The organism is Nonomuraea fastidiosa (assembly GCF_042751225.1).
In the GTDB taxonomy this organism is placed as follows: domain Bacteria; phylum Actinomycetota; class Actinomycetes; order Streptosporangiales; family Streptosporangiaceae; genus Nonomuraea; species Nonomuraea fastidiosa.
The window spans coordinates 8875757-8887199 of sequence record NZ_CP170570.1; the positions used below are offsets into that span (position 1 = coordinate 8875757).

Here is an 11443-nt window from a genome sequence, read left to right on the forward strand (position 1 = left end):
CTCGGTTTTATTCCCGATTTCGGGTGAATGGGGATGGGGTGCGCCCGTCGAGTTCGCGGGTCGCGAACGTGCGGCGCCCGCCCGCGCGCTCCGCACGCCCGCGCGCGAGGCCGCACGCGGGCCGCGCGCGAGCGTCCCGCGCCCGGCGGAAGGGCCTTCGACCTGGGGTTGCGCGTGCCGATCCGGCCCGTGGCGCCGCCGGACCCGGCACACGCCCGCCACCCGGCCGTCACGTGGGCGAACGGGGCAGCGCGGCATTCGGGGGGAGATCGGTGACGGCGATGCCTCCTCACGGCATAGGCTTAGCGGGACGAAGGAGAGTGGAGGCGACACGTGATAGAGCTCGAAGGGCTCCCCGAGCTCGTCGACCCGGTGCTCATTGCCGCGTTCGAGGGCTGGAACGACGCGGGTGAGGCTTCCAGCGGCGTGATCGCCCATCTCGAGTCCGCCTGGAAGGCCGAGCCGCTGGTCGCGCTCGACCCGGACGACTACTACGACTTCCAGGTGACCAGGCCCGTGGTGGAGATGAGCGACGGGCTCACGCAGTCCATCGTGTGGCCCACGACGCGGCTGCTGCGCGCCAGGCCGCCGGGCGTCGAGCGCGACGTCGTGCTGCTGCGCGGCATCGAGCCCAACATGCGCTGGCGCTCGTTCTGCGACGACATCATCTACGTCTGCCGTGAGCTGGGCATCGAGCTGGCGGTCATGCTCGGCGCCCTGCTCAACGACTCCCCGCACACCCGCCCCGTGCCGATTCTCGGCGGCGCGACCAGCGAGGGGCTGGCCCGCTCGACCGGCCTGGAGCTGAGCCGCTACGAGGGCCCGACCGGCATCGTGGGCGTGCTGCAGCACGCGTTCGGCAGGGCCGGGCTCGATGCGATCTCGCTGTGGGCGTCGGTGCCCCACTACGTCGCGCAGCCGCCCAACCCGAAGGCGACGCTGGCGCTGCTGCGCCGTCTCGAGGACGTCCTCGACATCCCCATGCCGCTCGGCGACCTCGACGAGGAGGCCAGGGCGTGGGAGCGCGGCGTGGACGAGCTGGCCGCGCAGGACAGCGAGGTCGCCGAATACGTCAAGGAGCTGGAGGAGCGCAAGGACGCCGCGGAGCTGCCCGAGGCCAGCGGCGATGCGATCGCGGCCGAGTTCGAGCGCTACCTGCGACGTAGAGATCGCGACACGGACAGCTAACCCTGACGTATTAAATCCGCCAATTTTTCGCGGTTTCGAGTAATAATCGGGGTTCACCAGATCCCGACAGGCCGGGACTCCAGATTCACGCCGGACGGAGACCGTCCGGCTTCGCACGTGATGCCTACATCCACCGACCGCGCACGTTAGGCATGCCATGGCGACATCCCACGTAGACCCGCAGCATAGGAGTCAGGACACCAGGCGGCGCGTCCTCGAGATGGCCGTCTCGCTCAGGGAGGACCGTGCCGGCGGCTCGGTGGATTACTTCCTGGCGCTGCTCCAGGACCGGCTCCCGCTCTGGCTGAGCATCCTGCACAACCTGACGCACCGCGCAGGGAAGGGGTCCGTGTCGGACAACCTCCACCCGGTCGCGCGTGCGGGCATCGACTACTACATCGATGTCCAGGGCGCGGCGCTGCCCGCCTTCACCTCCCCCGACGTCACCGTACGCTTCCGCCGGGCCATCAAGGAGGCGGGGCTCGGGCCGCGCACCGAGATCGCACCGCTGGCCGGCTATCTGGCGGACGAACAGCGGCTGGGCCGGGTCAGGGCCGACGCCGACCCGGAGGCCAGCGCACGCCTGATGGTCGCGGGCTGCTTCCACCGGGCCTTCATCGAGATGTTCGTCGGCTGCGACGACGCGCCGTCACGGGACGCGAGCGCCCGCGAGATCGTCCGCGAACTGCGCCTCGACCCCGCCTGATCCCTGGCACCCGGCCATCGGCGGCCGAGCCCGGCGGCGGCTCCCGGCACCGCCCGATCCGCGGCGTCCGATGCCCGGCGCGGCCTGATCCCCCGCTGCCGCCGGCGTCACGCCTGATCGCGGCAGGCCCCTCCCCCTGTGCGGTGCGTCATGCCCTGCGGAGGGTGCGCGGCCGGGCGGCCGGGCGGCGCAGGGCCTCGTCGAAGCGGCGCCAGATGAGGGCCGCCACGTCGGGGTCGGCGCCCAGGGGCTCGCTGACCACCGCGGTCCGGCCCGCGGCCGCCGCGACCAGCCGGTCGTGGAAGAAGCCGGGGGCCAGCACGTACGAGGCGATCGCCACCCGGGACGCCGGGGTCGCGCCGAGCCGTTCCATGGCCTCATCCAGCGACGGCGCGCCCGCCGATGCGAACGCGACGGTCACCGGCCTGGCCAGCCGCACGGCGAGCTGGTGCGCCGCCGCGCGCACGTCGGCCAGCGCCGACGGGTCGGACGATCCCGCCGCGCCGAGCAGCACCGCGTCCGTGGCGCGCAGGCCCGCCCGTGCCAGCTTGCGCGCCAGCGCCGAGGTCAGCAGCCGGTGCGGCCCCAGCCAGCCGGCCACGATCGCGTCGGGCCGGTGCTCGGCCACGACCTGGGGCAGGTCGATGTGCGCGTGGTAGCCGCCGGCCAGCAGCAGCGGGACGACGACCACCGGGCCGCGTACGGCGGGCAGGACCTCCCGGAGCAGCGGCGAGGCCAGCTCCAGGTAGCTGAGCTCGACCCGGCCTCCCGGCCGCGCGGCCCTGACCGTCTCGGCCAGCGCGGCGAGCGTGCGCTGACCGGCCTGGCTGCGGGTGCCGTGCGCGGCCAGGACGAGGGTGGGGGTCATCGGCCGGCTCCTGCGGGAACGGGCCCGGGCATGCGGAAACTCCTCGGTGTGGGCTGATGTGACGGTCGGTGGTGCGAGGAGGCTCAAAGGCCGTCCTCGTACAGGCAGGCGAGCCGGTAGCCGCGTTTGACGACGGTCTCGACGATGCCGCTCGGGCCGAGGGCTCGGCGCAGCCGGGTGATGGCCATCTCCACTGCGTGCTCGGCCGAGTCGCGGGCGACGCTGCCCGGCAGCACCGTACGCAGGTCGGCCCGCGACACCACGTGGCCCGGCTTGTCGGCCAGGCGCTTGAGCACGGCCATCGGCGCCGGCGGCAGCGGACGCAGCTCGCCGTCCACGACCACGGCGTGGCCGCGGATCTCCAGGCGGTGTCCACCGGCGGTGACCCGGGTGACGCCGTGTTCCGGCAGGTGCCTGGCCAGGGCGCGGGCGAGCGCGCCGAGCCTGGAGCGGTCGGGCTGGAGTGTGGGCACGCCGCGCGAGGTCAGCGGGTCGGCGGTGACCGGCCCGACGCAGGCGGCCACGACGGAGCCGCCGAACGCGGCGAGCAGCGCCTCTTCCAGGCCGTCCGCGCGGGCGGTGTTCAGCATGGCGTGCACGGCGGGCGCGCTGGTGAAGGCGACCGCGTCGATCGCGCCGGAGACGGTCTGGCTGATGAGGCGGCGCAGCGGCGAGATGTCGCGGTACGGCAGCCACCGGTAGACCGGTATCTCGATCACCTCGGCGCCGGCGGCGCGCAGGTCGGCCACGAAGTCGCGCAGCGGCTCGCCGTGCTGCTGGACGGCGATGCGCCGGCCGCGCAGGTCCTGGGCGAGGAGGTACTCCTTGACCTCTTTGCACGACTCGGTGGAGGGCGTCCAGTGGTCGTTGAGCCCGGCGGCGCGCACCGCTCCCCTGGCCTTGGGTCCGCGGGTGAGCAGGCGGGCCCGTGACAGGTGCTCGCTCAGCTCGGTGGACAGGCCCCAGCCCTCGGCGGCGGCCATCCAGCCGCGGAAGCCGACGCCGGTGGTGACGACCACGTCGTCGAGCGGCGCCTCCAGGCTCTGCCGGGTGGCGGCGAGCAGGTCGGCGTCCTCGGCGAGGGGGACGAGGCGGATGGCGGGGGCGCTGACCACGCGGGCGCCGCGGCGTTCCAGGAGGGCGCCGAACTCCTCGCGCCGCCTGGTCGCGGTCACGCCGACGGTGAAGCCCGCCAGCGCGTCGGGGGCCGTCTCCGGGGAGGTTCCGGCCTCCAGGGAAAGCGCGCTCATGCGTGCACCTCCAGGTAGTCGGGGACGCCTGGCCGGACCCCGAGCACCCGGCCAGGCATCACAGGTGCTTGTGACGCAAGTGAGATCACCCTCCGATACTGCTTTCGGGTGGTTTCGCCCACGGGTCTCTTCTGTTACCGCTGTGCTACAAGGCCGCGCCCGCTGGATTGGCCCGGCGCGGGCGGGGGAAACGTTGTCCGTGATATGGCCGCCTATCGGGGAGTCACGGGTGTCGGTCCTGCCCATTCGCATGTTCGGCGATCCGGTGCTGCGCACGGTCGCGGAGCCGGTCCGGGATTTCGATCGGGAGCTGCGCCGGCTGGTGAAGTCGCTCACGGCGACGTTGCGGGCGGGCCCTGGGCGCGCCGGCCTGGCGGCTCCGCAGCTGGGCGAGCCGGTGCGGGTGGTGGTCTACGACTACGACGGCAAGTCGGGCCACCTGGTCAATCCGCGGCTGGAGCTGTCGGAGCGGCGGGTGACGGCCGACGAGGCGTGCCTGTCGGCGCCCGGCGTGTGGTGGCCACTGGAACGTTCCTACATGGTCACCGCGCGTGGCCGTGACATGTTCGGCAAACCGGTGACCGTCAGGGCGCTCGGCACGCTGGCGCGGGTGCTCCAGCACGAGACCGACCACCTCGACGGCGTGCTGTTCAGCGACCACCTCGAAGAGGCCGAGCGGGAGCGTTTCCGCGCGGCCCTGCCAGGCTGAGCTCGCGCCGCTGCCCGGGGTCGGTGCCGCCCCACACCCCGTGCGCCTGCCTGGTGCTCAGCGCGTATTCCAAACACGGCTCGCGCACAGGGCATCCTGCGCACACCTGCTTGGCCCTGTCCGCCTGCGACTGGCTCGGCCCCTCCATCGAGATCGGGAAGAACAGCTCGGGGTCGAGGTCCAGGCAGGCGGCCCTGCGTGTCCAGTCGAGCATCATCATGCTGTCCGCGCCTACCCATGGCGCGAGGCGTCATACCTGGTCGAGCAGCAGGTCCCAGTCGGCGAGGAAGCGGCTCAGCCCGTAGCGGGCCAGCGCGGCGGCCCTGGCGGCCTTGCCGGCCTGGCTCGCGCGCTCGGGGTCGGCGGCGAACTCCGCCAGCGCGTCGGCCAGCACGTGCACCTTGGTCGACAGCACGCCGGCCTCGGGCGGCACCGCCTCGATCGCCTCGGTGGCGGCGAGCGCGACGACGGGCATGCCGAGCGTCATGGCCTCGATGAGGGCCAGGCCGAGCGAGGTCCACCGGTACGGGTGCAGGTAGACGCGCCTTCTGGCCAGCTCGGCGTGCATGGCGTGCTGAGGCAGGTCCTCGTACGTGCCGTACGGCAGGCCGTCCACCTTCATGCCGAACACGTCGAGCGGCACCCGTTCGGCGAAGCGGGGCAGCAGGTCGGTGCCGGCGACGCGGGTGCGGCGCACGGGCTCGTTGACGACGACGCCGGCCCTGGCGAGTTCGCCGCTGTAGAGGTGGCCGGGGTCGGGGACGCCGTGCTCGATGACGCGGGTGGGGGCGCGGCCGTTGTCCCAGTACAGCTCGTTGAAGTGGGTGACGTGCACGAGCGTGATGCCGCTCTGCCCGGCCAGCGGGTGGCGGGTGCGGGGCACGTCGCCCGCGGGCGTGTTGTGCTCGACGTACACGGCGGGCAGGCGGGAGGCGCGCGGCCCGAGCCATTCGCGGGCCAGGTCGATCTCGTGCGGGCGCTGGTAGACGATGACGTCCACGGGCTCGTCGCGCAGGCGGTCCCAGGGCACCTCGCGGGCGCTGTCCGGCCAGTCGTAGGTGGCCGCCCGCCCCCGGCCGTCGGGTCCGCGGCCGGGAACGAGCGGCAGCAGATAGTCGTGCGGCCCCCTGATGAACGCGCTGGTCCAGGATCCGTGCACGTGCCAGAGCAGGATCCTCACCAGCGGCTCCAGCCCATCGCGCGGGCCCAGGGCGCCGAGACGGCGGGCACCGGGTCGTCGGCGCCGTTCAGCACGCGCTCGACGACGTCGGTCAGGTCGCCGGCGACCTCGGGGGCCTGGTCGATCTCCTCCTGACGTGTCTGTTCCGTGGGCACGAGGATGCCCCGCGCGCCGGCCGCCCTCGCGGCCTCCATGTCGCGGCCGATGTCGCCCACCACGACGCAGTCGCGGGGGCTGACGTCGAGCACGGCCGCGGCCCTGATGACCAGGCCGGGCGCCGGTTTGCGGCAGGTGCAGCCGTCGGCGTCGCCGTGCACGCAGATCGCCCATGCGTCGAACGGGCCGAGCAGTTCCTCCACCCTGGCGTTCACCTGGTCCATGTCGTCCGGCGACAGCAGGCCCTTGGCCACGCCCGACTGGTTGGTGACCACGGCCACCGGCACGTCGGCGCGTCTGCAGCCGGCACAGCGCCTCGACCGCGCCCGGCATGGGCTCGACGAGGGCGGGGTCGCCGTTGTAGGGCACGTCCTTGATCAAGGTTCCGTCCCGGTCGAAGAGCACGGCCCCGGGACGCCGCTTTTCGAACACCATCCACCTCCGTCGCGCGTGAGCGGCAGCTACCCGTGGCCTGCCGGGACAAACAACTACGCAGCGTGAGCAACCCCAGGTGGCCGCAGGCGTTTTCGCAGCTCACGAAGGCGCTCGCGGTTGCGTCAGGTTTGAGAGCCGCTTCTCTCGGTAGCGGTTCTCGACATCCCCAGGGGGAGGAAGCATGAGATTTCTCGGCATCAACGCGATCTTCCACGACCCGGCCGCGGCGCTCGTGGCCGACGGCAGGATCGTGGCCGCGGCCGAAGAGGAACGCTTCACCGGCGCAAACACGGCAAGCGGCCCTTGGCCTTCTCCGCCTGGGAGCTGCCCGAGCTGGCGGCCGCCTGGTGCCTGAGCGAGGCGGGGCTCGCGCCGGAGGATATCGACGCCGTCGCCTACTCCTACGACCCGTCGCTGGTGCTCCAGCGGCCTGAGGGCGACTGGGAGGACCTGCGCACCCGGTACGCGGTGCGCGCCCCCGCCTTCCTCGCCACGGCGCTGCCGGGGCTCGACCCCGGGCAGGTCACCTACGTGCCGCACCACGTGGCGCACGCGGCATCGGCCGGGCTGGCCTCGCCGTGGCGCGACTGCGCGGTGCTGGTGTGCGACGGGCGCGGCGAGAACGTCTCCCACCTGGCGGGCCGCTACCGGGGCGGCGAGCTGGAGATCCTCGCCGCCCAGGAGCTGCCGCACTCGCTCGGCCTGATGTACGAGGACGTCACCCAGCATCTCGGCTTCCTGCGCTCCAGCGACGAGTACAAGGTGATGGCGATGGCCTCCTACGGCAGTCCCCGCCACCTGGAGGCGCTGCGCGAGGTGATCTACACCACCGGCGACGGCGGGTTCCGCGTCGAGCCGGTCGACTGGAACGTCTACGCCAAGGCGCTGAAGAAGGGCGCACCGTGGACCTCCGACCACGCCGACCTGGCCGCCAGCGTGCAGGCCCGGCTGGAGGAGGTGCTGCTGGAGCTGGCGCGCTGGCTGCACGAGCGCACCGGGGAGCGGCGGCTGGCACTGGCCGGCGGGGTGGCGCTGAACTGCGTGGCCAACACGCGGCTGCTGGACGAGGGGCCGTTCGACGAGGTGTGGGTGCAGCCGGCCGCCGGCGACTCCGGCACCGCGCTGGGCGGGGCGCTGCACCTGGCGCAGGTGTACGGCGAGCCGGCCGCGCCGATGACCTGCCCGGCGCTCGGCCGCGGTTTCACCGACGAGGAGCTGGGCGCGTGGCTGGACGTGGCGCGCGTGCCGTACACGCGGCCCGCCGACCTGGCGGCGGCGGTGGCGGCGGAGCTGGCCGCCGACCGGATCGTGGCCTGGTTCCAGGGCCGCGCCGAGTACGGGCCGCGGGCGCTGGGCCACCGGTCGCTGCTGGCCCACCCCGGCAATCCGCGTAACACCGAGCGGCTCAACGACGTCAAGGGGCGCGAGCAGTTCCGGCCGGTCGCGCCGATGGTGCTGGAGTCGCGAGCGCGGGAGATCTTCGCGCGGGGGCCGGTGCCGTCGCCGTACATGCTGTTCGTGCACGACGTGCACCCGGACTGGGCGCCGCGCATCCCCGCGGTGGTGCACGTGGACGGCACCGCCCGCATCCAGACCGTCTCGCCGGAGCGTCAGCCGCTGATGGCGCGGGTGCTGAGCGAGTTCGAGGCGCGCACGGGGCTGCCGGTGGTGGTCAATACGAGCCTCAACACGGCGGGGCGTCCCATGGTGGACGACCCGCGTGACGCGCTGGAGTGCTTCGGCTCGGCGCCGGTGGACGTGCTGGCGCTGGGTCCTTACCTGGTGCGGCGGCGGGAGGTGTTCGCCTCATGATCACCGTGGTGATCCCCACCGTCGGGCGGCCGACGCTGCACGACACGCTGGCCGCCGTGGGCCCGGACGTGCCGGTGATCGTGGTGGACGACCGCCGGGGCCATCCCGCCTCGCTGGCGGCGCTGCGCATGCCTCCGCACGTACGGTTGGTGCGCTCGGGCGGGCGCGGTCCCGCGGCGGCGCGCAACGCCGGCTGGCGGGCCGCCGACACGCCCTGGGTGGTCTTCCTCGACGACGACGTGGTCCCCGCCCCCGGGTGGGCGCAGGCCGTCTGGAAGGACCTGGTGGACCTGCCGCCCGAGGTGGCGGGCAGCCAGGGCAGGATCCGGGTGCCCAGGCCGGAGGGGCGCAGGCCCACCGACGCCGAGCGGCACACCGCCGGGCTGGCGGGCGCGCTCTGGGTGACGGCCGACATGGCCTACCGGCGCGAGGTGCTGCAGGCGCTCGGCGGTTTCGACGAGCGGTTCCCGCGCGCCTACCGGGAGGACGCCGACCTGGCGCTGCGGGTGACGCGGGCCGGGCACCGGCTGGTCAAGGGCGAGCGGGTGACCGTGCATCCGGTCCGCGACGACGGCTTCTGGGCGAGCGTGCGCCACCAGCGGGGCAACGCCGACGACGCGCTCATGCGGCGCCTGCACGGTCCCGGCTGGCGGGCGGCCATCGGCGGCGCGCCAGGACGGCTGCGGCTGCACGCCGCCACGACGGCCGCGGGCCTGGCGGCCGCGCTGCTCGCGACGGGCCGCCAGAGGACGGCGGCGCTGGCGGCGGGCGCGGTCTGGGCGGCGCTGACGGCGCAGTTCGCCTGGCGGCGCATCGCCCCGGGCCCGCGCACGCCGGACGAGGTGCTGCGGATGGCCGTCACCAGCGTGCTGATCCCGCCGGTCGCCTGCGCGCACCGGTTGCGCGGGGAATGGAGCGTGCGGCGATGACGGCTGCTGCAGACCGGGGGCGCGTGCTGGTGGCGCGGCTCGACGACGCCGGCGACGTGCTGCTCGCCGGTCCCGCCGTGCGCGCGGTGCGCACGCGGGCCGCCGAGGTCGTCTTCCTGTCGGGACCGAACGGCAGGGCGGCGGCCGAGCTGCTGCCGGGCGTGGACCGGGTGGTGACCTGGCACGCCCCGTGGATCGACCACACGCCGCCGCCCGCCTCCAGGGCCGGGGCCGAGGAGCTGATCGGCCTGGTGCGCGGGGTCGACGAGGCGGTGCTGCTCACCTCGTTCCACCAGTCGGCGCTGCCGCTGGCGCTGCTGCTCAGGCTGGCCGGGGTGGCGCGGATCAGCGCGATCAGCAACGACTATCCGGGCTCGCTGCTCGACGTGCGGCACGTGGTGGACGAGAGCGTGGACGTGCCGGAGGCGGAGCGGATGCTCGCGCTCGCGCGGGCGGCCGGGTTCGAGCTGCCGCCGGGCGACGAGGGCGGGCTCGCGGTCCGCCTGCCGCTGCCGGACGTCCGCCGGACGTTCGGGCGCGCGCTCGGCCCCGGCTCGTACGTCGTCGTGCACCCAGGCACCTCGGCGCCCGCCCGCACCTGGCCGGCGGACCGGCACCGGGAGACGGTGCGGGAGCTGGCCGAGGACGGGCACCGCGTCGTCGTGACCGGCACCGAACGCGATCTCACCGCCTACGTGGCCGGCGGCGTCGCGGCCGACCTGGGCGGCGCCACCACGTTCGCCGAGCTCGCCGCCGTCATCGAGGGCGCCGGCGTGCTGGTGGCGGGCAACACGGGCCCCGCGCACCTGGCCGCCGCCGTCGGCACGCCGGTCGTGAGCCTGTTCGCCCCCGTGGTGCCGCTGGAGCGGTGGGCCCCGTACGGCGTGCCCACGGTGGTGCTGGGCGACCAGCACGCGCCCTGCCGGGGAGCAGGGCGCGCGTCTGCCCGGTGTCCGGGCACCCGTGCCTGTCGCAGGTGACGAGTGAGCAGGTGGTCAAGGCAGTGAGGGAGCTGACGCAGTGAAGGTCGATCTCATCTCGGAGCACGCGGACCCGCTGGCGGCGGTCGGCGGGGTCGACTCCGGCGGCCAGAACGTCTACGTCGCCGCGCTGGCCGTCGCGCTCGCCGAGCGCGGGCACACGGTCGCCGTTCACACGCGGCGCTCCTGCGAGTCGCAGCCCGCGTCCGTGCGCCTGGCGCCGGGCGTCACGGTCGAGTACGTCACCGCGGGTCCCCCGGCCCCCGTGCCCAAGGACGAGCTGCCCCCGTACATGCCGGAGTTCGCCGAACGGCTGGCCGAGCGCTGGGCCGCACACCCGCCCGACGTGGCGCACGCGCACTTCTGGATGAGCGGGCAGGCGGCGCTGGAGGCGGCCGGCGGGATCCCGGTGGTGCAGACCTTCCACGCGCTCGGCACGGTCAAGCGGCGCTGGCAGGGCGAGGCCGACACCAGCCCCGCGCACCGCATCGACACCGAGCGGGAGATCGGCAAGCGCGCCGACGCGGTGCTCGCCACCTGCAGCGACGAGGTGGGCGAGCTGCTCGCGATGGGCGTTCCCCGGCAGCGCATCTCGGTCGTCCCGTGCGGGGTGGACCTGGCGGAGTTCCGCCCGGACGGGCCGGTGGCACCGCGTACGGACGGGCCGATGGTGCTGAGCATCGGCCGCATGGTGCCGCGCAAGGGCGTGGACACCCTGATCAGGGCGATGCGCCAGCTTCCCGGCGCGGAGCTGGTGATCGCCGGCGGCGGGCGGGAGGACGAGGAGGCGATCCGGCTCAGGAAGCTGGCCGAGGGCTACGGCATGGGCCACCGCGTCCACGTCATCGGCAGCGTGCCCAGGCGGCACGTGCCCGCGCTGATGCGGGCGGCCGACGTCGTGGTGACCGTGCCCTGGTACGAGCCGTTCGGCATGGTGCCGGTCGAGGCGATGGCGTGCGGGGTGCCCGTCGTGGCCTCGGCGGTCGGCGGCCACCTCGACACGGTGGCGGGCTGCGGCGTGCTGGTGCCGCCGCGCAGGCCGCGCGCCCTGGCCAGAGCGCTCAAGGACGTGCTGGGCGACCCGCGGCGGCGCGCGGAGATCGGCGCGGCCGGCGCCAGGCGGGCCCGCGAGCGCTACGGCTGGCCGCGCGTCGCCGAGCTCACCGAGGCCGTGTACGCGCAGGTCATCGACGGCAAGGTCGGCCGGCTGGCCGCCCTGGGGGGTTGATC

General features: G+C 74.3%; 10 protein-coding genes and 2 pseudogenes. 7 read left to right on the plus strand and 5 right to left on the minus strand.

Translation table 11 applies throughout. The features are described 5' to 3' along the window. The first annotated feature begins 333 nt into the window (after nt 1–333). Both ACFMQL_RS40930 and ACFMQL_RS40935 read left to right on the plus strand, forming a co-directional pair. Complete coding sequence (locus ACFMQL_RS40930) at nt 334–1188, plus strand: PAC2 family protein (protein WP_378790073.1); 855 nt, start codon at nt 334–336, stop codon at nt 1186–1188. Between the two features lie 220 nt (nt 1189–1408). Beyond that, on the plus strand, nt 1409–1894 hold the full coding sequence (locus ACFMQL_RS40935) for a TetR/AcrR family transcriptional regulator C-terminal domain-containing protein (protein WP_364065439.1): 486 nt from the start codon (nt 1409–1411) through the stop codon (nt 1892–1894). Nucleotides 1895–2042: 148 nt separating this feature from the next. On the opposite strand, the gene ACFMQL_RS40940 is transcribed toward ACFMQL_RS40935, so the two are convergent. Beyond that, nucleotides 2043–2762, minus strand: coding sequence for a sirohydrochlorin chelatase (locus ACFMQL_RS40940; protein ID WP_378790074.1), 720 nt, complete (start codon nt 2760–2762; stop codon nt 2043–2045). Between the two features lie 83 nt (nt 2763–2845). Further along, nucleotides 2846–4012, minus strand: a complete 1167-nt coding sequence (locus ACFMQL_RS40945) for a uroporphyrinogen-III synthase (protein ID WP_364065444.1) — start codon at nt 4010–4012, stop codon at nt 2846–2848. Nucleotides 4013–4241: 229 nt separating this feature from the next. Between ACFMQL_RS40945 and ACFMQL_RS40950 the strand changes: the two genes are divergently transcribed. Next, a complete protein-coding gene (locus tag ACFMQL_RS40950) occupies nt 4242–4721 on the plus strand; it encodes a peptide deformylase (protein ID WP_364065446.1) in 480 nt (159 codons plus the stop codon). On the opposite strand, the gene ACFMQL_RS40955 is transcribed toward ACFMQL_RS40950, so the two are convergent. The 3 genes from ACFMQL_RS40955 to ACFMQL_RS40965 are packed head-to-tail and all read right to left on the minus strand — an operon-like array spanning nt 4663 to nt 6344. Next, a complete protein-coding gene (locus ACFMQL_RS40955) occupies nt 4663–4941 on the minus strand; it encodes a WhiB family transcriptional regulator (protein ID WP_364065449.1) in 279 nt (92 codons plus the stop codon). The two genes, ACFMQL_RS40950 and ACFMQL_RS40955, sit on opposite strands and share 59 nt — an antisense overlap. 30 nt (nt 4942–4971) lie before the next feature. Further along, a complete protein-coding gene (locus tag ACFMQL_RS40960; protein ID WP_364065452.1) occupies nt 4972–5901 on the minus strand; it encodes a glycosyltransferase in 930 nt (309 codons plus the stop codon). Further along, entirely contained in the window at nt 5898–6344 is a 447-nt protein-coding gene (locus ACFMQL_RS40965; protein WP_378790075.1) for an HAD-IIIA family hydrolase, read from the minus strand. Before ACFMQL_RS40965 ends, ACFMQL_RS40960 begins: the two co-directional genes overlap by 4 nt. Before the next feature lie 329 nt (nt 6345–6673). Here ACFMQL_RS40965 and ACFMQL_RS40970 point away from each other — a divergent pair. From ACFMQL_RS40970 to ACFMQL_RS40985, 4 genes and pseudogenes are all read left to right on the plus strand, one after another. Then, nucleotides 6674–8304: pseudogene (locus ACFMQL_RS40970) on the plus strand (carbamoyltransferase). Continuing rightward, nucleotides 8301–9233 carry a glycosyltransferase family 2 protein gene (locus ACFMQL_RS40975; protein ID WP_378790076.1) on the plus strand — a complete coding sequence of 311 codons (933 nt, stop codon included), beginning with the start codon at nt 8301–8303 and terminating at the stop codon, nt 9231–9233. The pseudogene ACFMQL_RS40970 and the gene ACFMQL_RS40975 overlap by 4 nt, the downstream one beginning before the upstream one ends. Next, nucleotides 9230–10257: pseudogene (locus ACFMQL_RS40980) on the plus strand (glycosyltransferase family 9 protein). The gene ACFMQL_RS40975 and the pseudogene ACFMQL_RS40980 overlap by 4 nt, the downstream one beginning before the upstream one ends. Next, nucleotides 10254–11441 (plus strand): glycosyltransferase, encoded by a 1188-nt coding sequence (locus ACFMQL_RS40985; protein ID WP_364065466.1) that lies wholly within the window; start codon nt 10254–10256, stop codon nt 11439–11441. The pseudogene ACFMQL_RS40980 and the gene ACFMQL_RS40985 overlap by 4 nt, the downstream one beginning before the upstream one ends. The last annotated feature ends 2 nt before the right edge of the window (nt 11442–11443 follow it).

Excerpts from the sequence above, each read along its gene's own strand:
- ACFMQL_RS40935 (WP_364065439.1), top strand. The coding sequence starts at position 1,409 with ATGGCCGTCTCGCTCAGGGAGGACCGTGCCGGCGGCTCGGTGGATTAC.
- ACFMQL_RS40940 (WP_378790074.1), bottom strand. The coding sequence starts at position 2,762 with ATGACCCCCACCCTCGTCCTGGCCGCGCACGGCACCCGCAGCCAGGCC.
- ACFMQL_RS40945 (WP_364065444.1), bottom strand. The coding sequence starts at position 4,012 with ATGAGCGCGCTTTCCCTGGAGGCCGGAACCTCCCCGGAGACGGCCCCC.
- ACFMQL_RS40955 (WP_364065449.1), bottom strand. The coding sequence starts at position 4,941 with ATGATGATGCTCGACTGGACACGCAGGGCCGCCTGCCTGGACCTCGAC.
- ACFMQL_RS40975 (WP_378790076.1), top strand. The coding sequence starts at position 8,301 with ATGATCACCGTGGTGATCCCCACCGTCGGGCGGCCGACGCTGCACGAC.